Here is a 24,751-nt window from a genome sequence, read left to right as displayed (position 1 = left end):
TACTGAAGACAGTAGAGCGAAAACCCTGCCCCAGAAGAAATAAGGGGGACGAGAGATAATAAAGTAAATGTATATTTAGCTTCATATATCTTCTTTCATCTCCCTTGCTCTGTCATCAGTCTTTGCAACAGCGTTTTTTCTACTTTTTTGGGTTTATTTGACTGTTTGATATTTTCGATTAGTGTTTCCAAAGGATTTTTCTTAGCTTCTGAAAGACCTCTCTCCAAACCTCTCTCCTGCAAGGAGAGAGGCTTCAAATTCTCCCCATTCCCTTGCAGGGAAGGGGGCTGGGGGGTTAGGTTTTCTTTCAAGGAGAGAGGCTTCAAATTCTCCCCATTCCCTTGCAGGGAAGGGGGCTGGGGGGTTAGGTCTTCTTTCAAGGAGAGAGGCTTTAAACTCTCCCCATTCCCTTGTAGGGAAGGGGGTTGGGGGGTTAGGTCTTTCTTTGACTGCACCCTAAGCTTATTCAACAAAGCTTGTCGCGCTTCTATTTTTTGACGAGGTACTCTCTTTTGTAAACCAAAGCCGCTAAATAGCTGATTAAGTTTCATCGTCACGCCCAAATATGGCCCGCTAGCGGAACGACTTCCGTCAAAATCGCGATCGTCTATATCCCCGAAAGCGTAACCCCCAGCTACTCTTAAATTAGGAGTTAAATAATAACCTGCTTCAACAACAAAACCCGTTTCCGTATAGTCAGATTGAGTAATTACTCTTGCTTCACCAACTAAATCCCAACTGTATCCCAAACGATAAGTAGCTCGTAACTGTCCTAAATTGGTGCTATTACTAGACGAAAAATCGTTAGCTAAATAAGTAGTGCTGTTGCGTAAAGCGTATTTACCGTAAAATTCCCACTGCCAATTCGGAGCGTAAATGGTTTCTATGGCAAAAGTATGGTCTTGGGCACCGGAGCCACTTCCGAATAAAATACTTTCGGGAATCGTTGAGGGATTTTTACGATATTCGTAACGCATTAAAGCGTTCAATTTATCGTTTTTAGGATTGCGATATGCTAAACCGACTCTTAAATTTGCCGTGTCTCCTAATGCTTGTAAAGTTTGATTGCTCGAACCCGCTTGTTGATAGCGTGCTAAAGCGGTCAAAGAAGATGAAATTTTACCCGTAGCACCTGCGGAAATTACGGTATTGTTTCCACTTGAAGAACTTCTGCGTTCAAAACGAGCGCTGGCTTTGAAGTCGGGATTATCAGTGTATTCCAAGCCGACGCTGTAGCTATCGCTGTCTGCAAATCCCAAAGCCGCAGTACTTTGATTGATCGCAAAGGGTTGTGCGAATTGTACCCCGGAACCGTTAATACCAAAGAAGTCGCCAAATACGTGTTCGTAAGCTAAATTCAACCGCAATCCAGGAGCTATAGTTACACCTTGTTTTAAACCCAAAGCACCTTGAGTAGTAACTCTGTCAGCACCACCCAATACAGAAAAACGTCCGGTAACTGAAGTATCTTCACCAAATTTATGTTCGCCGTTAACGTTAAAGCTGGTGATCGAATTACCGTCAAATTGTCCGCGAGTGTAAAACTGTTGCGTTAGCGAAAGGTTAATTCCTGGAATTGCTTGCCAATTCAACCCGACAATAGTTCTATCTGGGAAAACTGCGTCTGCATTGTCGGATATCGTGGTTTCGTTTTGTGCTAAGAAAGAAAGTTTTTTGGCAATAGGAACATTAAGACGAGAGCGTAATTGACTCGAATCTCTACTTAAAGTTTCCGGCGTTATTCTATCTTCTCTTTCCCGTTTAATCCAGTCTACAGCTAAATTAGCTTTACCAATTCGCTGTACGACACCCGCAGAAATTGTAGTTAAAGAATTATCAACTTGATTACCAGGAAGCGTTGCTCTCAAAGGTGAAAAGAACTCTTCAAAAGTATCTATCCGTTGAGGTGCAACACCAAAGTTGTCTTCATGGTCGTATTGAAAGCGTAAATTAGTAGTATTGGTGACTCTTCCGTTAATCTGTGCCCCGTAACGAGTTTGTCCGGGTACAAAGCTGATGGTAGCATTATTCGCAAATCCGGTATCCGCGAAACGGTAATAAGCGCGAGCGCGTAAACCCTTAATAAATTCCGCTTCCGCTTCCGCTCTCACTGCCTCACCTTCCACCATTCCCATCTCGTTGGAATCGTTGCGACTGCGAGCGAATTCGGCAATGATTTTACCTACCTTACCAAAAGAAAACTGAGCATCCGCACCGTACAATTCAAAATCGCGATCGCCTTGATTTTCTTGGAGATAAGTTGTAGCCAACCAGCTATCTTTTTCTGCCCCCTGAGAAAAGTTATATTGCAATCTTCCCGCGTAAATATCGGTATCGTTTCCTGCTTCTCCTTCGTATTGATAGGTAACAACAATGCGTCTTACCAACACTTCACCAAATTCATTTACGTCAGTGCGTAAAACAGGTTCGCGGAATAAAACTGTGCCTCTATCGTAATCAATCTCATAATCCGCTCCGCGACTCAACCGTTGACGCTGCAATACGGTACCGGGGCGATTTAGTTCTTCTAATTCGATAAAGACGCTTTCACTACCGGGTACGGTTAATCTACGAGAAAGGAAGTAAAAACCGCTGGTTCCGTCGGGAGGAATAATATCCCGTTGAAAACCTTCAATATTGTTTCCGTAGAAAGCCGTAGCTTGAAGATTTCCAATGTTGTAATTAGCTTTAAAACCATGTAGCTGACGAGTTAGGGAAGTAAACTGTTGAGAAGAACGAGAAAATTCTTCAGTGTTGTAATCACCCCACATTGCATAATCGGGATCTGCTCCTGGAGTGCGAGACGAACGCTCCAACCGTAAATACACGCTGTCGGTAGATGGAGTAGTTTGATTTACTGAAGAACTATCACCGTAAACGGGATAATTTTGCTCGCTAAATTGATAACTTCCAAATAACCGATTATCGCAATTACAATCTTCATTTAAAGAGCGACTGCTATCATAAGCACCAGTTACCAACCATTCCCCAATTGCACCAGTGGCAAAGACAGCCGAACGAAATTTTACTTCGGTACCGTTATCTTCGTCTTCAGGAAGGAAATCTTTAAACCTACTATAGAAATCTGTACCTCTAGCACCCAAACGAAAATCAATCACACCAGTTATTAAACTTGGACGTAAGGCAGTTTGGAATTGCAGTTGAGTAAAAGCTTCTAACTTCCCAGTTTTCGCTTTAATTCGGACAGTTTTGGCATCTAAACCGGATTTGAGAGTAGCGGTAAATTGTCCCGCTTTTGCTTGTACCTGGAATCCCGGTTGTCCCGGTTTAAAATCGGGTTCGACAAATTCCCCTGCTGTAGTTGCGAGAGTAACAACTGCATCGTGATTGGAACGATTGCCATTTTTATCGAGTAACGTACCTTTGATAGTCGCTGTAGAAATTCCGTCAGCGGGAATCCGTGCTTCTACGGTATCTACTTTTAGTTTATCCGCTCCACCCCTAACCATTACTTTCACAGTCGCGGGAGCTTCTTTAGAACCAATAACCTGAGCAGAAATCATGTTCTCTCCATTTTGTAGAGAGACACCATACCATGTCTGCGTTACTAAGTCAGTTTCCGAATCGGTTTCAGTTCGTCCAATTAAATAGCGATCGGATAATTCGCCATTAACTCGTAATTCTACCTCATTTCCTACCGGAAACTGCACGATAATTGGAGTTGCAGGCACATCTATCACAGCATCCGGTATCGGTGAAAGAATTCTTACCGTTGAAGAATTTGGCGTACCTGTAGGAAATTGAGAAAGATAAGGAATCGAAAGTGGTGAAAAAGAAGGATTTAAACCTTCAGGATTGGGTAAAGCAAAGGGAGATTTAGAATAAGATGCTAAAAGATTAGTATTATTTAATTCTTGATTGCGATTATCTCCAGAATTAAATGAGCTATACCTTGCTGCTAGCTTTACCTCAGATGAATTATCATCCGAATTATCTGTTATTGAAGGCAGTATGGCAACCAACGACGAAAAACCGTAGGTTTCACTTTTGAAATTATCTGCCGTCCAATTTTTAGCAACTAAAGTAGGAATAGTTTTAGGTGTTTGATTATTGGATATTGACTCAAATACATTAACTGCAACTAAGGTAGAATCAATTGCTTGCTCTTCTGATGTATCTGGAGTTGCGACTTGTGCTAACTTTTCAGCTTCAAGAAAAGGTTTTAAAGTCAGTAAATAAGTATCATAAGATGATTGTGTATCAGCATCTATTGGCAACAATTGGTTTTGTAAAGATGGAATGTATTGTGCCCGTTCAATTTTTATCTCTTTAGATTCAATTACAGTATTTTTTAAATTACTGCTTTCTTCTAGCAGTTTTTCCTCGCTGATAAATGGCTCTAAAGCAATCAATTCTGGTTGTGAATCAATTACCTCGTTGCTTATTGGTGTGGTTTTTTGTCCTAAAGATAATTGAGGATAGATGATTTTTCTTGGCTTTAAGGCAACTAATGTATTTGCCGCTGCATTATTTCGCTCATCTACTAATTTCTGTAAACTAGCAGGTACATTTGTATTTTTATCTTCAGTTTTTAAAGCAGTTAATATATATTCTGCTGCATTATTCCGCTCGTCTATTAACTTTTGTACGCTAGCAGGTAAATTTGTATTTGTATCTTCAAGCTCATTTAAAGCAATTAAATTTTTATTTTTGTTATTGCTTATTGCTGCAAGCGCTTCTACAAGCTTTTGGGAACGATTGGATTTTCGGCTACCTTCGCTCGCTTTACTTCCCGTAGATGCTTTTGTAGATTTCCAAAGCTGATTTTCTTCGTCAATTGGCTTATAGGTATCGGCACTTGCTACAAGTGGGTAAAATACCACACTCATAGTTCCGGCGATCGCACTTATTAATTTAAAATTGAAAATATTGGTATGATTTAATTGTCGTTTCATTTCTTTGTCTCCTCCCCAAAACTCGGAGTGACTGCGAAGTTCATTCTCACCATTCCACCGGGTTCTAAATTTACTAGCCGTGATTGGCTGTTACGTTCTTTAAATTTGATGTTGGGAGCCAAAGTATAATCGGGTAAACTATATAAATCCAGAACGCCTGTATGTTTACCGGGCAGCACATTTTTGACTGAATACAACCCATCTGGGTCAGTACTTATACGGTTGCCATTTTCTAGGTAAATTACCGCATTTGGTACCCCAGGTTCACCTGCTTGCTGTTCCCCGTCAAAGTTTTTATCTACAAATACGCGACCGATAATAGTACCGCAATCGGATGTAATACCCGGTCTAACTCTTAGTAAATGTGTAGCTGGCCCATCTTTGACAGCAAAGTCGTTATCGTCTCTTTGAGCGTCAACAGTAGCCGAGTTACGACCGGAACCCCGCACCGCATCGGGAGTTAATTTTGCAGCGTAAGCAATATTAAGCACTCCATCAACTGGGATATTTGCAACAGTACGGAAAGTTACAGTCGAACCATTAGTTTCAGTAGTTACCGTAACTGGTTCCCCAGCAAGTTCGCCGCGAACTGATTCTGGTAAGAATTTGAATCCGATCGGGAATTGATCGGTAGCAACTATATTATCTAAGCCAGTATCGCCAGTATTTCTTAACGACAGACGATAAACAGCCGTTTCACCAGGTTCAGCAGTAGCGCGATCGCCTGTTTTAGTAATTTTGATTTGCTCGGAAGAACATAAATTTAGATCGAAGCGCAGCGCTAAACTTAATCCCACTCTTTCCGCATCGTTGACAACTACAACTTGTTCGGAAATCTGAGTCGGGGAAATTTGAGTAGCACTGGCACCTCTAGCAGTAATTGGCTGACCATCTAAAGCTGTGGCAATATAGGTAAGAATATTTGCACCATTATCACCTTCAATCACGCTTTGAATTTCTAACCTTACTCTTCGTTCGGGGAAGTTAGAATTCTGCGGAGGATTTACAACAAGGATATAAGTCTTACCTACATCAGTTTGACCTCTACCAGTATCAAATAAGAAGTTGTAAATACCTTTATTGCCGTTAATTTCTGTATTTGTGACTGAATAATTATTAACGTTTGTTATATTCGGCGCTATACCTTGAGGAATATTATTATTAGCAATATCATCGGTTGGGGTTAGCTCAATCAATTGTCCCACTTCCGTACCCGTGGGGTCATTTGGATCGGGTTCAAATAAACTAACAGTGAAGCCCGTATAATCGTCTAATTCCTCTCCATCACAACCCAAAATTTGTCCAAAAGGGTCAATTAAAGGGTTTTTTATTGTAGTTGTATTTGGTGTAGCTCCAACTTGATTGGAAATACCAGATGATTTACTTCCGTTTGGATCTGTATAAGTATAGCTAGCTTGGTTTATAAGTTCGATACCAGATTTCGTTGTTACTTGCGCGAAAGCAGATATAGTGTGAAATACACTTCCGGCAATAACAGCTGCCGTTAATTGTTTTAACCAATTAGTATAATATTTAATTTGATATCGTTCTTTTTTACGACCCACTGAACTTTTCTCCTATGAAACATCACACTTGTTTGTTTCTTCAATGTTGGGAAATTATTTATTTTGAAATTAATTTTTCATTATCTTCTAATTAAATAGATATTTTATATTTATGACTTAATTAGTAACACACCTTATCTATTTGCATTAATTTAAATAAAAATTTAAAGTATATTATTTCAGAATTATTTAATCGATATACTCTACAAAAAGAAGCCTTGAGAAATAGCATTTTGTATTTATTAACTACTTTCAAGACTTCTATATTCTTGAATATTTCGCCCTGCTGTACTAACGTACTTTCATTTGATAAGTTCCTTTAACTGCTGAAGAAGCTGCAACAGATTTACCAAAGTTCCAACGGATATGAGTATAAGCAGTATCGGGTGCGGGACGAGTTTCGACATCACCGTTAGCTAATTTAACTTGGACGGTGGGATTTTTTACAAAAGTCTTACCACCGTTAATGCTATAGGTAATTTCTGCGCCAGAATTCGCATTTACAGTTGTAGAATTGACTACGTAAACCATTCCTCTAGGAACGGGTTGATTAATAGTGAGATTTTTAATAGCTTTATCGCCATTGTTTGCGCCAGTTACAGAATAACGTAGTACATCTCCCGGCTGCACCATCACTTTACCTTTGAGGGGTTGCCAAGCGACTTTTTGCTTGCCTTGAGCATTTTGAACAACTTTTTTTTCAGCTTCTAACTGTAGCTGTACTTGTCCTTTCTTTGCATCTTGGGCAATAGCAACCCCATTTTCAAATATATTTGCAACTACAGGAATCTTGGTGCTAAATGTTGCACCTGCAATTAATGCAATCGCGCCTAAACCTGCAATAGAAAATCGCTTCATATGAATTACCTCAAATAACTTACTTAAAGTTCTCTGTCTTGGATAGTAAATTCGTAGTAAGAGCGTCTTCATCCAGTGGTGATAACTAGTGAAGTGAGACGCTTCGCTAACGTACTACTCTAAGGGAGCAATATTAATGTGGCTCCATATTAGTTAACCTTGCGTTGGAAGGTAAATGTTCTTTGAATACCCGGTGCAAGCGGATCGGTGACAGTATTCGTATACTTAGTGACATCAGTGTCTACCGTTGTTCCAGTTTTATCAATACTAGAGGAACTAGCTGGATTGCCACTAAAGAATTTGATCGTGGAAGCACCAGAATCTTTTGCAGAACGAACGACATTGCTAGTATCAATTTCACCGCTGGTATCGTTGTCTAGCGCCCAATTATTAGGGGATTTTGTACCATCTTCAGTAATCACAATCTTGTCGGCATTCAAAATTACGTTACCACTTCCAGATTCAGCCTCAGAAATATTCTTGTAGCGAATCTGGTACTCAATAATATTGCCAATACCAGGATTTCTAGGTACATCATCAATATTAGGATTAGGATCTATACCATTGACAGCAGGTGTGGATTCAAAATTATCTTGTCCTGCACTAACTTCTGACCCAGTTCCTTGTAAAATCCGTGACACTTTCACCAGTTTTAAGAAGCCAGTGTATACGCGATCGATGGTGATGTTAGATGAATCAAAGGTACCATCATTTCCACTATCCTTTATCCCATCAGCGTCACTATCCGTTGTGTAGTTGTCAATAGAAGCAGTAATAGGTACTGGGAAGCCTCTATCAATATCAGTAGATAAGGCTGTACCTGGAGGTAAATCAACTTCCACACCGTAATTGATACTTACACCAGGAGCAACGTAGGGGATTGTAATTGGTGTACCACCATCTAAGACGAATCCTCCTAATTGAGTATAAGTATATACAACAGAGTCGCTGTTATAAGTAATAGTTACCTTGGTATTATCTGGTAAATCTCCGGTAGTTGCTGGTGGCGTTGGTACTAATGCGATGGTGCCAGCGTCGGTACCACTGTTCTTGATTGTGTTGGTAAATCCAACTGACTGTGGATCGATCGTACTACCAGGTACTGTACCAGCAGGAACCAGAGAGGATTTATTCGTAAAATCATCGTTATTATCTGTCGGACCTATAGCATCTGGCGCATTCTGCGGACCATTAAGTAGATCTGAAGCTACAGCTTCTTTCACCGTGAAGACGTTCGCTTCACCACCTGTTGAACCATCACCACTATTATTGTTGCCCGTATCAACCCCTGTTTCAGGATTTGCTGGATCGTCAATGAAGCCATCATCAACATTGTTATCGGGCAGAGTATCGGGAACACCATCTGTACCTGTATCTGTACCTGGAGGAGGTGTCATATTGCCTGGAGGTCCATCGTAGTTACTGGGATTTTGATCTCCAGAGTCATCGTATACTGGGGTGTTAGTACCAGGAGTTTGACCAAATAATTGGGCAATATTCGCGACAGTCAAAGGTGCTGTTGCAGTTGATTCAACGGCTAGCTGAATCGAGAAGCCGTTCACCGTTCTTCCAGGAGCGATAGAAGTAACAGTAGCTGGATTATTAATAAAACCAACGCGAGTTATGCCAGCAAGATTATCAGCACCTTGTAAGGGAAACTTTTTCCACTCAGCTTTATTGCCTTTAGCAGAGGCAATCAGACTTGTGGTATAAACAGCTTGCCAACCAGGAGGTGCAGTTGGTGCAACGGCTAAATCTGTACCCGCAGGAATCGCATCAGAAACCAAGATATAGTTGTCATCAGCACCATCAACATTAATGGTTGTGCCTGTCAAAGCTGCTGGGGTAATTCCTTGTCCTGTCGGATCGTTAGGCTCAACTCGCAAACTTAGATTGTAAGTTAGTTTGTCATCTGTAATTACATTTGTACCAGCATTGTTGTAACCAGTACGAGTCTTAAGAACAGTAGCTAAAGCATAGGTTTTAACATTGGAACCAACTGCAATTTCCTCTGTGGCGCTAGCTTCACGAGTACCATTGACTGGAACACCATCTACTTCACCGTTACCAGTACCGTCAGCATTATCTACAGTATAAACGTCACCACCATCAGGATTTCGTGGCTGGTTTTGAGCATCGCCAGGAGTGTTACCGAGGGTAACTTTAATTATTTGATCGGCTTCGGCACCAGGCTCGACGGTGACTGGCACGCGCACTAATACAGTACCAGCAACGGGAACCGGCAACGGTGTATCTAAGCCGCCTGGAGTAACGTTTGTCCAGGTTGTACCGCCATCAGTACTGTATTGCAACTGACCGCTAGCTGGTGTTTGACCATTCTTATCAATCTCAAGTACGCCAGATACCGTACCCGGACCATTTGTTGTGGCTTGGTTCGGGATGTGGAATCTCGTTGGGTCATTACCGACGTTTGTTAAAGTGTAGGTATAGGTTAGTAAGTCGCCAACTGCAACAGTACCATCGTTATTGTCTATGACACCAGAAGCCGAAATGGTGATACCAGCGACCTCTGCCACCGTTACTGTAACGGTGTTAGAGGTGGTATTAATAGGTGTTCCTGTGTTGTTGGGGTCTTCGTAAGTGGCTGTAGCAGTGTTACTAATAGTCCCCCCGGCTTCTGTACCATCAGCTAAAACAGGCGCAATAAATTGAAATACACCATTAGCAATCAACGCAGATACAAGCAAGGAACGGTAGAGACCTCCCTTTTTGACAAAATTATTTTTCTGTGACATTTTAGAATTAATAGCAAATTATGACTTCTCAGTCTACGTGTTTTAGCGTAGGCTTTTTTGCAACTCTTTTTATAATTGCGGTGTAGCAATAAACCTATAAACCCAAGTAATTGAGTATAGCTTTCACCAAATTATTTTGATATTCCCGGGAGCTTTTGGTAGATAAAGTTAACCCTGATGTCCGGATGCTAACCTTTTACTCTTAAACATGGATTCTGTTTTAGGTTTTTGACTTGTTGAAATATCAAAAGTATTTTTGGTAACAAATAAATCTTAAATTTAATTATTTACTATATCGTCAGTATAAACATGGAAATTTGGCTCAGTAAGAGAAATTTTTCGGATTAATTTATTGTTGTATTGATTACTTAAGTTTTAAGTAGATTTTCTCTAGTTTTTTCATAACTTTGTCACAACTTGTGTGCTATTGCAAAAAAGCTAAAGTTGTTTATATCTGTATATTTATTTATCGTTTCATTAATTACCTGATTCTGTCAGAGCTTTGTCACAATCTTTGTAGTAAGCGAAAAAGTATAGATTGGGGCTTTGCGTAAGTCCTGTAATTATTTAATTTGTTCCTAATATGCATTAAGAGAGGTTGCAATACCACGTCTCTACACATAGTAGTTAATCCCGACAAAAAATATCGGGATTGTTTGACTCGGTTTTTGAGCCATGTTAGTATCAGCCGAGAGTTGACAGTTAAAGGTTCTTCGGGGAGAAATACCAAATGCAAGCGGCCACCAACATCCAAAACCAAACCCTTACCCACGCTTTTCACGCTTTGAAGTGTAAAGAATGCGGTGCAGAATACGAGCTTGAAGCAAAAAACGTATGTGAATTCTGCTTTGGTCCTTTGGAGGTAAGCTACGATTACAGCAAATTGCGTCAAACGGTAACTCGCGAAACTATTCAAGCGGGACCGAATTCAATATGGCGCTATCGTCAATTTTTGCCTGTAACGAGCGAAAACCCCATTGATGTTGGAACGGGTATGACTCCTTTGGTTCGCTCCAATCGTTTGGCTCGTCGCTTGGGTTTAAAGAAATTATATATAAAAAATGATGCCGTTAATATGCCTACCCTGAGCTTCAAAGATCGGGTGGTATCGGTTGCAATGACTCGTGCCAAGGAATTAGGTTTTACTACAGTATCCTGCGCCAGCACCGGAAACTTAGCAAACTCAACCGCCGCGATCGCAGCTCATGCTGGTTTGGATTGCTGCGTATTCATACCAGCAGATTTGGAAGCCGGTAAAATCTTAGGAAGTCTTATTTATAGCCCGACTTTAATGGCAGTTAAGGGAAATTACGACCAAGTTAACCGTTTGTGTTCGGAAGTTGCGAATACCCACGGTTGGGGATTTGTAAATATTAACTTACGTCCTTATTACTCCGAAGGTTCCAAAACATTAGGTTTTGAAGTAGCCGAGCAGCTAGGTTGGGAACTACCAGACCATATTGTGGCACCTTTGGCAAGCGGTTCGTTATTCAGCAAAATTTATAAAGGCTTCAACGAGTTTGTCGAAGTTGGTTTAGTAGAAGGTAAAAACGTGCGATTCAGCGGCGCACAAGCCGAAGGATGTTCCCCCATCGCCAAAGCGTTTAAAGAAAAGCGCGACTTCATTGAGCCAGTAAAGCCAAATACCATTGCTAAGTCTATTGCAATCGGAAATCCAGCAGATGGTGTTTATGCTGTAGAAATAGCGAACAAAACCAACGGTAATATAGAAACAGTTACCGATGCTGAAATAATCGAAGGCATGAAACTGTTAGCAGAAACCGAAGGTATATTCACAGAAACTGCTGGTGGTACAACAGTTGCCGTGTTGAAGAAACTGGTAGAAGCCGGAAAAATCGACCCCGAAGAAACTACAGTTGTATATATCACAGGCAACGGTTTAAAAACCCAAGAAGCAGTACAGAGTTGCGTCGGCGAACCTTTGACAATTGACGCAAAACTCGATAGTTTTGAATCAGCCCTCGAACGTTCCCGCACCCTCGATCGCTTAGAGTGGCAGCAAGTATTAGTTTAAGAAAGAGTTAGTTGTTAGTGGTTAGTTGTTATGATTCAAAAACTTCTACCCACTCTTCCCCACGCCACTTGCCTGACTGTCGGGGAACCCGCCCCTATCAGTGGCTCCTCTACCCACTCTTCCCCCTCCAATTTTCCCAATTCCCAATTCCCAATTTCAAAAGATATGTCAGTTAAAGTTCTCGTTCCCACCGCACTTCAAAAATTCACTAATAATCAAGCGACTTTAGAATGTAACGGTAATACAATTACCGAACTCTTCGATTCTTTAGAAAAAGCTTGTCCCGGTATTAAGGCGCGTTTGTGCGATGAATCCGGAAAACCGCGTCGTTTTTTAAATTTATATGTAAATAGTGAAGATATTCGCTTTTTAGATGGTGCGGCAACACCTTTAAAAGATGGCGATGAAGTAAGTATTGTTCCTGCTGTAGCTGGCGGTTAGTCAGTGAGCAGTTAATAATTATCAATGATTGATAGTTTTTTATAAATTTTTTGTGGGGTGGGCTTCTAGCCTGCCTTTTATTTTTGAATTTTACCAATTACCAATTATCAATTACCAATTACCTATTCCCTTTTATCGTCAAATCTATCACTAGCATAAGAACTACAAATAATTGTTTTGAACGAAGATGGCTGGAAATAGTATTTACTAGAATTTATGGTTCAGGTCATTTGCAGTAAAGCTAATGGGCATAGGTGCGTCAAATAGGGCGATTACCTTCGGTAGAGCTTCGCTTAACGCCTTTAAAGCTATATCAAGTCGGTGCTGCTCAAAATAGCAAGGTTTAATAGAATTCTTGGAATTAGTACATTAAACCCAGATTGATTATTTAATCTTCTTTTAAAAGTTGTGAGGAGTTAATATGAAACGAAATCTACTAGTTTCCGCTAGTGGGGTAAGTTTGCTGTGCTTACTCGCCGGATTGTCGCCGGTAAAAGCATTAGCTGCGGAAATCGGCAGCAGTGAAAAGTTATCAGAAAAAGAAATATCATCTGAGAAAATTGCATCTACGAACACAATTATTAGCGAAAAAGTAAATAATCAGATGACCTTTGATGTCGGCAGCCATTCTTTGGCGGAGTATGCCGTTATTACAACAAACGAAACAAACCCGATAATTGCCCAAGTTCCCCAAAACCAACAACAAACAACATCGACAGGGCAAGTCACATCGGTTTCCCAGCTATCCGACGTACAGCCGACAGATTGGGCTTTTCAAGCGTTGCAATCCCTCGTAGAACGGTACGGTTGTATTGCGGGATATCCCAATGGCACCTATCGGGGCAATCGGGCAATGACTAGATATGAATTTGCGGCGGGATTGAATGCTTGTTTGGATAGAGTTAACGAACTGATTGCAGCAGCCACAGCGAGTATTGTTACTAAAGAAGATTTAGTAATTTTACAGCGTTTGCAACAAGAGTTTAGTGCAGAATTAGCAACGTTACGCGGTAGGGTAGATGCCTTGGAAGCTCGCACTGCCGAATTAGAAACTTCGCAATTTTCCACCACCACCAAACTTCAAGGTGAAGCAATTTTTGCTGCAATTGGTGCAACTGGTGGCGCTCCCGGTAGTGAAGATCCTAATATCATCTTGACGAATCGGGTACGGTTGAACCTGAATACCAGTTTTACCGGCAAAGACTTGTTAATTACTGGTTTGCAAGCCCACAATTTCCTGGGTGGAGTTGATGGTAGTGGTAGCGTACAACAAGAGTTGGGATTGACAGTACCAGGAGTAAACTTGGCGGCAAGTAGTGCCCGCACTGGTATTGAACCCCAATTTCCCAGCTTCGATCCCAAAGATTTATCTTCTAAAGGTGCTAATAGTGTGGAACTGTACAAACTTCTGTACATCTTCCCCGTAGCCAGTAAATTAACTTTATTTGCCGGTACTGCTGCGGAAGTTTCCGATGCTTTCCCTGCTATTACTCCCTTCGCAGGAGAAGGGCAAGAGGCAATTTCCCGCTTTGCTGGTTTAAATCCCGTACTGCGGGTTTCTGGTGGTACATCTGGATCGGGTTTGGCATCGGCAGCAGGTTTTATCTTGACTCCATCCAAAAGCTTGGATTTTCGCGCTCTTTACGGTAGCGTCAATGCCAATATTCCCAGCAGTGGAGACGATATTCTTCCCGGAGTTTCCAGTACACCCTTGGGTTCGGGTTTGTTTGGTGGTAGTACCGTTGCCGCAGCCCAACTCACATTTAAACCCAGCAAATCCATCGATATTGGTTTGAATTATGCCAACAGCTACCACGAAATCAATATTTTGGGTACGGGATTAGTCAGTGCTGATAGCAATGCTTTAGGCTTGGCAAATGGAAATTTGGGGATTCCGGTAAAACTCAACTCCGTCGGAGGTACCTTAAATTGGCGCTTTTCTCCGAATATTGCCCTATCAGGTTACGGTGCGGCAATTTTCGTCGATGATTCCTCCAGTCAGGTAGATGCTTCCACCACCTTCACCAGTTGGATGGTGGGTTTACACTTCCGAGATATCATCAAAAAAGGCAATACCGCCGGGATACTTTTCGGTCAACCTTTATACCGTACAGAAGCTGATGGTGATGCGAACTTAGCTGCTGCGGGTGTCGATCGCACGACTCCTTACCATTTAGAAGCTTATTACAAATTTAAGGTCAACGATAATGTCAGTATTACCCCTGGCGCATTTGTGTTATTTAATCCAGAAGGAGATGACGACAACGACACAACGACAGTAGGTTTGTTGCGTACAACTTTTACTTTTTAGAGTTAGGAGTTAGGAGTTAGGAGTTAAGAATATTTAATTATCCCCTTGTCCCCTTGTCTCCCCATCCCCCCATCTGCTAATCCCCAATTCCCGATTCCCAATTCCTCATCCTATGTAAAATGAAGATGATTCAAAGCTGAAGGATTAACCCAAGTAATGGCAGAAGAAACGAATAAAAAGGAAACGGGAGAAGCTATTCCTAGTACTACGGATGAAAAAGCGCCGGAAGTAGCCAAAAAGAAAGCTCCTAAAACGGACTCTCCAGAAGCGACAGATATTCCGACTGCGAATGCACCCGATCCTGCTTCAGCATCGGGAGATAACCCCAACGCTGCTAAAGCTAAACCCGCAGCGAAAGCAGCAGATGATAAGAAACCGGCAGCTAAAAAGAAAGAAAAACCTCCAGCGGTTGAAGACAAGCCGTTTGAGGAATTTATGCGGCAGCATTATGTACCTGAGTTAGAAAAGGCGATCGCCTCGGAAGGGGTGGAAGACTTGCATTTGGATTTCGCCAAACAAAAACTTCCCATACCTGGGTATGAGAAAGCTGAGGAATGCTGGCAAGTTTTAGGTAAATTTAAAAATGGCTTGCGGCAATTTAACGTTTATTTCCCCGATGAAGATATTAAAGGGAAAAAGGCGTTTTCTTGCAACGAAGGCAAAAGCCCTAGCACCCTCGAATCATTTTTAATTGACGAACGTAGAATTACTCTAGATTTATTAGTATTCGGAGTAGTAATGCGTTTGAACGGTCAAAAGTGGTTGGGAAGAAATTAAATAAGTTCGTGAAAAATGTAGGTAACGGCTCCATTTTCGGGGTTGTTACCTATGCCAACATAACCAGATTGGTGCATCTCTTTTAAAGTTGCTTCTACCTGGGAAAACTTTGCACCCGTCTCAAGAACTCCTTGAGTAACGCTAAGTTTACCGCCGCGATTTTCCGCCGCTTTCAATAATTCCACCATCAAGGTTTCTTGAGGAGATTGATATATTTCCGATGCTATAACTTGAGGAGTTGGTGCAACACCAAAAGGCGATAAACCAGCTTTTAGTCTCAGTTTCATTTCTCTTTCTTCCACCATATTAGGAATGAGAAATAAATCTACAAATTGACCAAAACCGAACAAGCCCAGGGTAAACATCCATAGTAAACCCGTAGCAACCTTACCGTTATACAAACGATGCAATCCACCAGTAAATCCTAAAAAGCCCAATATGTTGAGCATATAGGATATTTTCATCCGCTCTTTTTCTTTATCTGCATCGTGGTTCTTATTCTTATCTTTGACTTCAACCTTCATATGATTTCAACTCCACCGAACGCATAAGGCAACTGAAATGTTTGTGAATTAATAATTTTCTATATTATTAACAATTTAATTTTAATGTAATATTTTTATATCTCGCTACGTTTTGATCTAAATTTAAAATAAAGCTATAATATAGTATTGTTCAATTATAACAATAATTTATTACAATCATCGAGTTCCATAAATATATTCATTGTTGATTACTTATTTACTATCGTGATGATTGTCGCGTGAGTGAATTTCTATTAGTTCCAGAAGTGGATAATCGCACTCATAAGTAAAACTCAAATTTGAATTATCTACCTTTAGGTTTTACATCCATCAAAATTATAAATCCGGCTAATTTGAGAAAAGCAGTTAGGAGTTAGGAGTTAGGAATTAGGAATTAGGAATTAGGAGTTAGGAGTTAGGAGCTATCAATTACCAATTACCAATTACCAACTACCAATTACCAATTACCAACTACCAACTACCAATTACCAATTACCAATTACCAATGCCCCATCCCCAATGCCCCATTTTTCATTGTTGCAACTCTTAACGTTTGATCTAGTAATTACTTCCAGACTAAAATGGTAAACTGACATTTATACTCAAACGCAATATTTTTTGTATCTTAATTTGGAACGTGGCAATGCGTCCCGTTTAGACATCACAAAGGGTGTCTACGTAGTTCTAATTAGAGGAATTGCAGCCGTAGGGCATACGGTCAAGATGCTTAGTGAGGGTAAATTCGTTGGAATCCCGGTGAACTAAGAATCCCTTTTTTTAAACATGGGGAGTGTCAAAAACCCGACATTTATAACAATCAGAACATGGTAGATTCCCTAAAAAAACCAGGCTTTGAAGAAATACGTCCGGGTGTTAAAGTCCCAGCAAAAGAAACTCTGCTGACACCCCGGTTTTACACCACTGACTTTGATGAGATGGCTAAAATGGACATCTCGGTTAATGAAGACGAGTTGAGAGCCATCATCGAAGAGTTTCGTGCTGACTACAACCGCCATCATTTTGTTCGGGATGAAGAGTTTGAGCAATCCTGGGAACATATTGATGGGGAAACTCGCCAGGTGTTTGTTGAGTTTTTAGAACGTTCCTGTACGGCGGAATTCTCCGGCTTTTTGCTGTACAAAGAATTGAGTCGTCGTCTCAAAGGTAAAAACCCAGTTTTAGCTGAAGGCTTTAACTTGATGTCGCGTGATGAAGCGCGTCATGCTGGTTTCCTAAATAAAGCAATGTCAGATTTTAATTTGTCGCTGGATTTAGGATTTTTAACCAAGAGTCGTAGCTACACTTTCTTTAAGCCGAAATTCATCTTTTACGCTACATATCTTTCCGAAAAGATTGGTTATTGGCGCTATATCACTATTTATCGTCATTTAGAAAAGCATCCCGAAGATAGGATTTATCCGATTTTCCGATTCTTTGAAAACTGGTGTCAAGATGAAAACCGCCACGGTGACTTCTTCGATGCGGTAATGAGAGCGCAACCTAATACTTTAAACGATTGGAAAGCGCGGTTATGGTGTCGCTTCTTCTTATTGTCGGTGTTTGCCACAATGTACTTAAACGATATTCAGCGCGATGGTTTTTATGCTGCTATCGGTTTAAATGCTCGTGAATACGACAAAGAAGTGATTGAAAAAACCAACGAAACCGCTGGTCGCGTATTTCCGGTAATGTTAGATGTTAAGACACCGGAATTTTACGAGCGTTTAGAAACTTGCGTCAAGAATAACGAACAGCTTAGAGCGATCGTCAATTCTACAACGCCTAAATTCCTACAAATCTTCCAAAAGCTGCCTTACTATCTTTCCAACGGTTGGCAAGCTGTGAAGTTGTACTTTATCAAACCGATTGATGCTGCTGCAATGGAAGGTAGTGTTAAGTAAATATTAGCTTTAGTTGATTTTGGTAAAGATTTATCAACTTAAATTGTAAGGTGGGCAGTTGATGCTCATCTTATTTTTTTGTTTGTAGTAGCGCGGTGACTCGCATCCGGATTCCGCCCGGTGCTGAAGCGCTACTACGAACGAACCTTCTTTTACCCATCAAAATTAATGTGGCGGAGTATTAGTACTTGATTGCATAAATTCTGAAGGGTTCGTTTTGCCCGCAACCGTCGGGAGACGTAAAATTTTACGTCTCTACATTCCGTAGGAGCGGTTAGACACTCTGCTGATAACTGTTAACTGCTAACTGTTCACTGATAAGCTAGAGTTTCATATAATTAAAATTTTTACGGTGTATAGTATGCTGTTACGCTCGCTGACGACTATCTTTATTTCTTGCCTTATCGGGATATTTTCCTGGATTTATTCCCCTGCGGCTTTGGCTCTAACGCCGATTCCTTTATCAAATATTGCTTACCAAGAATGTCCGCCGGAACTCGCTGAAGGGAATGTTACTAGTGGTGGTGCTAGCAGGGCTGCAAACTGCTTTATAGTTACTGGTACTGCGAAAAATATGACCAGTAAAACTGTATATGATGCAGACATTTTTGGGCGGATTTACGATGCTAATAATAATACGGTAATGCAAAACCGGACTCGCGTTGGTTCTATTAGCGAAGTACCACCCGGAGAAAGTAATTTTGAAATGAGAATTACCGTTCCAGCAAATCAACCTACGCCTTTAAAATTAAAGCAGTTTAAAGCGTCGGGGTTTACTTCTAAAGTTCGTTACTAAGGTTGCTTCCCTTAGTTTAATTACAAAGTATGAAGCATGAATAAAAATATGAATGGCGATCGCGAAGCGCTACTGTTCAGATCGCCTTTAACAAAAACACAAAAAAACAAAAATTTGTGTATGTGTAGGCGATCGCGAAGCGAGTAAAGCTGTTCAGATCGCGCTTTGATAAACAGCAGTTCATATTTCAAATGTCATACTTCATACTTCATATTTGATTAGTCTGCTGAATTTAATAAACTGAAGCTGAAGCTGAAGCTAATAGACTACCAGCTACACCTGCTAAAAGTCCGCTGACTACGTTTAGCGCTAGAAAAGCCAGCAGGGGTGATAAATCAATTCCTCCTAAAGGGGGAATTATGTTGCGGAACAAATTAAGATAAGGATCGGTTATTTGGCTGAGTGCGGCGAATGGTTGGCTAGACCACTCGATTTGTGGGAACCAAGTTAATAGAACCCTACCAATCAGTAAATAACTGTAAATCTGAACGAATTGTAGCAGCGTTTTAATCAGAAGTTCCATAGGTATTCGGTGTTTTGAGTTTTAGTGAAAAGCCGTCTTATTATTGATTTTAATTTAGCTGGCATCAAGATGCCGAAGACTTTAGTTTCGGTATTCATCATTTTTTCTTGTCGTTCATTGAGTATTTTAAGCGGCTATAAAACAATTTATCGCTTTATTACCGCTGTAATTCTCAATGTTTCCTTAAGATTGCAATTCTTCGCTACGATTCGTAAATTCGTTTACTCCACTTGAATTGCTGTTAACATTACCTAATTGATCGCGTACTTCATCGATTGTGGCGTTTAACTGAGCAATTTTGTCTTCAAGGGAACGTCGCGCTACTTCCATTTCTACCCCAGTCGTCGCCGAACCTCGCATCTGTCGTCGTTTGGTAGATTTCTCGCTTGAATTACCCTTGCCTATTATTTGCTGTTCTCTTTCATCTTCATTTAATTCTGCTTCGTCACGTCTCTGAGCTACCAGCGTGCCGATAACCCCACCAACAACGCTACCAAAAATCGCTCCAGCCAAAAATCCGCCCGCAAAACCATCGCGTTGACTCATTATTCTACCACCTTTAATCGCTACTTCCTACTTTAATCATCACAAGCAACCCCAGCGTCCAAACTGTATATTTTTTTAAGTTCCTTTTTTAAGTTCCGAAAGTGCGATCGCCAGCATCTCCTAAACCAGGTACTATAAATCCTTGTTCGTTAAGTTTTTCGTCAATTGTGGCAGTGTAAACATTTAAACCCGGATAAGCTGTACTCAATTGTTGCAATGCGGTCGGGCAAGCGACTACGCAGACAATTCGCGTTAAAGCCGGGTCAACACCTCTTTGGACTAGCTCCGACATTGCAGCCATTATAGAGCCTCCAGTAGCCAACATAGGGTCGGTAATTAACACTCTTGTTTGAGGGTCAATTTTTTCTGGTAGCTTATTAAGATAACATTCTGGCTGCAAAGTTTTCTCGTTGCGGACTAAACCCAAATGATAAATAGATGCCAAAGGAAGCAAAGTTTGTGCCCCTTCTAGCAATCCTAACCCCGCTCGCAAAATCGGCACTACTGCCACCGGAATTGCAGGATTAATAAACGTTGCAGGACACTCCTCTAATGGAGTTTGCACCGTTGATTCTTGAGTAGGCAACCATTCCCTAGCCGCTTCGTAAGTTAACCAGCGCCCCAATTCAGTCATTGCCGAACGAAACAATACCGAAGGCGTACCAGCATCGCGAGCAACTGCCAGCCAATGTTTGATTAAAGGATGGGGTGGAACATAAACGCGCAATTGTAGCGTCATAATAGATATAAAAGCTTCAATATATAAGGTATCGCAACTGAAACATCATAATACTCTTTCAAGCCTGTGACTAACATCTAACATCGGTACTCATTAATTTGTCTCAAATATTGTTGAGAATATTTTTTATTACTAGTTGACATTTATTCTCAATCAGCGCTATATTAATTTTCAGTGTTCTCCTCTCTTTAAGGAACGGCAGACGGGATTGGTCAGCAGTTGCGGACTTGTCCCTCTTTTTTTTATTTTGGATTTTAACAACGGATGCGTTTCTTTTAGATTTTGGATTGCTTTAAGTTAAGAGTTGAGAATTCTAGTTTGTAACCTTTAACCTTCAACCTTTGACCTTTGACCTTTAACCTTTAACCTAGATATTAAAATCTAGGATTTATGACGATTTATGTACGATGTGATTGTAATTGGGTCTGGTATTGGTGGTTTGGTAACTGCGACTCAATTGGTGGTAATGGGTGCGAAAGTGCTGGTGTTGGAGGGATATACTATTCCTGGTGGTAGTTCTGGCTATTTTGAACGGGAAGGCTATCGCTTTGATGTTGGCGCTTCGATGATTTTTGGGTTTGGGGATAAAGGAACGACTAATTTACTTACTCGTGCGCTACAAGCTGTAGATGTTAGTTTGGAAACTATTCCTGATAACGTACAAATTCACTATCATTTACCTAACTCGTTGGATTTGAAAGTCGAACGAAATTATGAAGATTTTTTAGAAAATTTAATTGCTTACTTTCCTCACGAAAGCAAAGGAATTCGTCGCTTTTATGACGAGTGCTGGAAAGTTTTTAACTGCTTAAATCAAATGGAGTTGCTGTCTTTAGAAGAACCCGGTTATTTGATGCGGGCGTTTTTTGGGCATCCATTAGCTTGTTTGGGTTTGGCGAAGTACCTACCGCAAAATGCAGGAGATATAGCGCGAAGATATATTAAAGACCCGGAATTACTAAAGTTTATTGATATAGAGTGTTATTGCTGGTCGGTAGTAAGAGCGGATATGACACCCATGATTAATGCAGGAATGGTTTTTTCTGACAGACATTATGGTGGAGTTAATTATCCTAAAGGTGGAGTAGGACAAATTGCTCAGAAATTGGTGGAAGGTTTAATTAAAAAAGGTGGGGAAATTAAATATCAAGCCAGAGTTACAAAAATAATTAAAGATAGAGGAAAAGTTGTAGGCGTAAAACTGGCAAATAATCAAGAATATAGAGCGAAACGTGTGGTTTCTAATGCTACTCGGTGGAATACATTTGAGAAGCTACTTTCACCAGTAGAAATACCAGCTAATGAAAAAAGATGGCAACAAAAATATCAAAAATCGCCCAGTTTTTTCAGCTTGCATATGGGAGTAAAAGCAGAATTATTATCTCCCGATACTGAATGTCATCACATTTTATTGTCCGAGTGGGAAGAAATGACAGTTTCAGAAGGGACAATTTTTGTCTCAATTCCCACATTACTCGATTCAGAATTAGCTCCGAAGGGGCATCATATCATTCATGCATTCGCAACACACTGGATTGATCAATGGCAGGGTTTATCCCAGAAAGAATATGAAGCCAAGAAAGAAGCTACAGCTAATCGTATTTTGGATAAATTAGAAAAAATATTTCCCGGAATAAATGCCAATTTAGATTATTTAGAAGCCGGAACACCAAAAACCCATCGGAGATTTTTGGGAAGAGTCGATGGTACATATGGCCCAATTCCTAGAAGAAAGTTGCGCGGGTTGTTGGGAATGCCGTTTAATCGGACGGCAATTGAGGGATTATATGTTGTGGGAGATAGTACATTTCCTGGGCAAGGATTGAATGCGGTAGCGTTTTCTGGGTTTGCTTGCGCTCATCGGGTGGGGGTGGATTTGGGGTTGTAGAGCAATATTTACATATTGAATGGTCAGATCGACAACTGTTGTAAAAGTTATAAAATACCTTTGTTCAAACATGATTTATGAAATATGAAAACTGAGGATATTCTAAGAATAGCTATTGAAAAGTTGGAAAAGTTGCCTGGACATGAATTTGACTTATTAACAATCTCAAAACCTATTTCACCAAATGCTGCTATTAATCTATCAAAAGTTATTTCTAAACTATCTCCATTACTAGGGAATTTAATTGAATTTAATATCACTGAGTTCTTGAACGATCAAGAAGAATTCCAAGATCAAGGAGAATGGAAACGTCAAGATCCTGGATTTCCAGATACTATTTTTCAAGGTACAGTAACTCCGATACCTGGATTTGAAATCAAAACTTGGTTCCCATTAGCAACAGAAATAACTGCTCGCTTCAAAGATAGCCAAAATCACTTTAAATATGACAATACCTATGTTGTCTTGCTTCCTTGGCTTCCAAGCCACTTAATTTATGGAAAACCATACATACTCGACATTTGTACTATTTCAGCTTGCTCAATTGCCAAAGCTCGCGATCGCCACTATCATAATCCACCTGACTATCTTGTTTTAGAGCCGGAAGATACTCAAAAACGTACTCGAAATTTACAACAGACTAATACAAACGGCTATAAATGGCAAGGAACTCTTTCTCAATTTCAAGAAGCTCAAAAAATCGTAGATAGTTGGGGAGATAACGGTAAAAATTATCAGCCTACAAGGGAATACCAACAACAATTAAGACAGCTATTAAACTTATTTCCCTACAGGCTAGATACTAATTTTGCCAAGATAGATAGAATAGTTCATCCCGAAATAGAAAATTTTAAGCAAAAAATACTAGGAATGACTATACACGATATGTCCATTCGTGAATGGATAAAATTACTTAGTAATAAAAATACAGAAAATATTAAGTTGATTTTTAAAGAAAAATTGTTTATTGAAGATACGAAAGCTGACGATATTATTCTTTAAATCTTTGAACACCATAGAAAAAATATGTCCAGTCAATCTCTGCCCCAAAAGCTCTACGACCCAAATTATTTGCTGCAAGAGAAGCAGTAAATAATCCTCCAAATGGCTCCCAGACTACATCTCCAGAATCACTTGATGCTTCTATAATTAGTGTTATTAAATCTAACGGCTTTTGATTAAGGTGAAGGGCTTTATTTGAACCAATATTAATTCTTTCTTTCCCACGAAGTGCATTTCTTTCCCATACATTTGTATACCCGTAAGGACAGGAAAATTTAGAGCGCATAGCAGCCCATTCTTGTTTTATGATTGGATTCTTACCATCACGGGAAAAATAAGGTTTGCCTTGTGGATTACCGTATTGATTAGCATATTGTGATATTTTTTCAAACATTTCAGGTGGGGGAAAATACCACAGATGACCTTGATTGAAATACTTTCTAGTAGCTACGTTTTTAACTCCACACGCATCATTAGCTCGTTTGAGTGGAAGATTTGTACGCTTCCATTCGGATAACAACCATTCCTTCAAAAGCATTCCGTTTATTCGGGCTTCAAATACGTATTGAACGCAAACCTCTGTAACAACAGGAAATCTTCTAATCTTCTGGGTATTAACATTACCAGCTATATGCCCTTTACCCTTATTCCAAACATTGCAGTTAACGTAACGCCAGCCATACTTTTCTAAAATGGGATGGACTGACGCCCAACCAATTTCTGAATTCCAAAACCACAGTGTTGTTTGAGGTGTTGCATAATTTGACCACTGTTTTATATGGGGTTCATACAGTTCTGGTAGCTTTAAATGATCTGAAGTATCTCCTTCAAAACCTAAAATTCCATAGCCGCCATCAGATACTATTACTGTAGGTGGTTTCCATTTCATGTAGTACTTTAAGCTATCACCATAATGTAGAGAAACTTGTGAATCTTTCCACTCAGTGAATGATGGTTCTGAATCTAAGGAAACAACTTTACCTCGACCAACTGTACTAGCCGCTTCCACATGAGAAGCATAGTTAGTTACAACAGTTTCGTTTGCTATTTGGTTCATTTGTTTTTCTCTTTTCGGGCTTCACATTATTCAATCTGTCTAATTTCTACAAATATATATGATTAACAAATTGAGAAAGGTAATACAAAGTTTGCTAATATAATACAAAAATATCA

Annotated in this window: 17 protein-coding genes; 8 read left to right on the top strand and 9 right to left on the bottom strand. The window is 40.2% G+C overall.

Features of this window, described 5'->3' with window-relative positions; translation table 11 throughout:
• Nucleotides 1–95 precede the first annotated feature (95 nt).
• From ACM03V_RS14005 to ACM03V_RS13990, 4 genes are all read right to left on the bottom strand, one after another.
• Entirely contained in the window at nt 96–4,916 is a 4,821-nt protein-coding gene (locus ACM03V_RS14005; RefSeq protein WP_414621401.1) for a hypothetical protein, read from the bottom strand.
• A complete protein-coding gene (locus ACM03V_RS14000; protein ID WP_414621400.1) occupies nt 4,913–6,481 on the bottom strand; it encodes a hypothetical protein in 1,569 nt (522 codons plus the stop codon). The genes ACM03V_RS14005 and ACM03V_RS14000 overlap by 4 nt, the downstream gene beginning before the upstream one ends.
• 291 nt (nt 6,482–6,772) lie before the next feature.
• Complete coding sequence (locus ACM03V_RS13995; protein ID WP_414621399.1) at nt 6,773–7,339, bottom strand: hypothetical protein; 567 nt, start codon at nt 7,337–7,339, stop codon at nt 6,773–6,775.
• 149 nt (nt 7,340–7,488) lie between these two features.
• Nucleotides 7,489–10,095: a hypothetical protein gene (locus ACM03V_RS13990; protein WP_414621398.1), complete on the bottom strand. Its 2,607-nt coding sequence runs from the start codon at nt 10,093–10,095 to the stop codon at nt 7,489–7,491.
• Between the two features lie 730 nt (nt 10,096–10,825).
• On the opposite strand from ACM03V_RS13990, the gene thrC reads away from it, so the two are divergent.
• From thrC to ACM03V_RS13970, 4 genes are all read left to right on the top strand, one after another.
• Nucleotides 10,826–12,130, top strand: a complete 1,305-nt coding sequence (thrC, locus tag ACM03V_RS13985) for a threonine synthase (protein WP_414621397.1) — start codon at nt 10,826–10,828, stop codon at nt 12,128–12,130.
• 165 nt (nt 12,131–12,295) lie between these two features.
• Nucleotides 12,296–12,571, top strand: coding sequence for a MoaD/ThiS family protein (locus ACM03V_RS13980; RefSeq protein ID WP_414621396.1), 276 nt, complete (start codon nt 12,296–12,298; stop codon nt 12,569–12,571).
• Between the two features lie 421 nt (nt 12,572–12,992).
• On the top strand, nt 12,993–14,882 hold the full coding sequence (locus ACM03V_RS13975; protein WP_414621395.1) for an iron uptake porin: 1,890 nt from the start codon (nt 12,993–12,995) through the stop codon (nt 14,880–14,882).
• Nucleotides 14,883–15,038: 156 nt separating this feature from the next.
• Nucleotides 15,039–15,659 carry a DUF2996 domain-containing protein gene (locus tag ACM03V_RS13970; protein ID WP_414621394.1) on the top strand — a complete coding sequence of 207 codons (621 nt, stop codon included), beginning with the start codon at nt 15,039–15,041 and terminating at the stop codon, nt 15,657–15,659.
• Here ACM03V_RS13970 and ACM03V_RS13965 read toward each other — a convergent pair.
• Entirely contained in the window at nt 15,656–16,183 is a 528-nt protein-coding gene (locus ACM03V_RS13965) for an NINE protein (protein WP_414621393.1), read from the bottom strand. The two genes, ACM03V_RS13970 and ACM03V_RS13965, sit on opposite strands and share 4 nt — an antisense overlap.
• Before the next feature lie 824 nt (nt 16,184–17,007).
• On the opposite strand from ACM03V_RS13965, the gene acsF reads away from it, so the two are divergent.
• Both acsF and ACM03V_RS13955 read left to right on the top strand, forming a co-directional pair.
• The gene (gene acsF, locus ACM03V_RS13960) at nt 17,008–18,084 is read left to right on the top strand and encodes a magnesium-protoporphyrin IX monomethyl ester (oxidative) cyclase (protein WP_414621392.1); all 1,077 of its coding nucleotides are present in this window, start codon (nt 17,008–17,010) and stop codon (nt 18,082–18,084) included.
• Nucleotides 18,085–18,445: 361 nt separating this feature from the next.
• Nucleotides 18,446–18,880, top strand: coding sequence for an FxLYD domain-containing protein (locus ACM03V_RS13955; protein ID WP_414621391.1), 435 nt, complete (start codon nt 18,446–18,448; stop codon nt 18,878–18,880).
• 232 nt (nt 18,881–19,112) lie between these two features.
• Here ACM03V_RS13955 and ACM03V_RS13950 read toward each other — a convergent pair whose 3' ends face one another.
• The 3 genes from ACM03V_RS13950 to upp all read right to left on the bottom strand — a co-directional run bounded on the left by ACM03V_RS13950 (nt 19,113) and on the right by upp (nt 20,688).
• Nucleotides 19,113–19,403, bottom strand: coding sequence for a YggT family protein (locus ACM03V_RS13950; RefSeq protein ID WP_414621390.1), 291 nt, complete (start codon nt 19,401–19,403; stop codon nt 19,113–19,115).
• 183 nt (nt 19,404–19,586) lie between these two features.
• The gene (locus ACM03V_RS13945; protein WP_414621389.1) at nt 19,587–19,949 is read right to left on the bottom strand and encodes a hypothetical protein; all 363 of its coding nucleotides are present in this window, start codon (nt 19,947–19,949) and stop codon (nt 19,587–19,589) included.
• Nucleotides 19,950–20,037: 88 nt separating this feature from the next.
• Complete coding sequence (gene upp, locus ACM03V_RS13940; RefSeq protein ID WP_414621388.1) at nt 20,038–20,688, bottom strand: uracil phosphoribosyltransferase; 651 nt, start codon at nt 20,686–20,688, stop codon at nt 20,038–20,040.
• A 400-nt stretch (nt 20,689–21,088) separates the two neighbouring features.
• Between upp and crtH the strand changes: the two genes are divergently transcribed.
• Complete coding sequence (crtH, locus tag ACM03V_RS13935) at nt 21,089–22,576, top strand: carotenoid isomerase (protein ID WP_414621387.1); 1,488 nt, start codon at nt 21,089–21,091, stop codon at nt 22,574–22,576.
• Between the two features lie 84 nt (nt 22,577–22,660).
• Nucleotides 22,661–23,578 (top strand): hypothetical protein, encoded by a 918-nt coding sequence (locus ACM03V_RS13930; RefSeq protein WP_414621386.1) that lies wholly within the window; start codon nt 22,661–22,663, stop codon nt 23,576–23,578.
• On the opposite strand, the gene ACM03V_RS13925 is transcribed toward ACM03V_RS13930, so the two are convergent.
• A complete protein-coding gene (locus ACM03V_RS13925) occupies nt 23,568–24,635 on the bottom strand; it encodes a DNA methyltransferase (protein ID WP_414621385.1) in 1,068 nt (355 codons plus the stop codon). The genes ACM03V_RS13930 and ACM03V_RS13925 overlap by 11 nt on opposite strands.
• Between the last annotated feature and the right edge of the window lie 116 nt (nt 24,636–24,751).

This window comes from Calothrix sp. CCY 0018 (assembly GCF_963920925.1).
Taxonomy (GTDB): domain Bacteria; phylum Cyanobacteriota; class Cyanobacteriia; order Cyanobacteriales; family Nostocaceae; genus Rivularia.
Note: the sequence above shows the minus strand (reverse complement) of the source record. Positions and strands in the feature narration are given on the sequence as shown.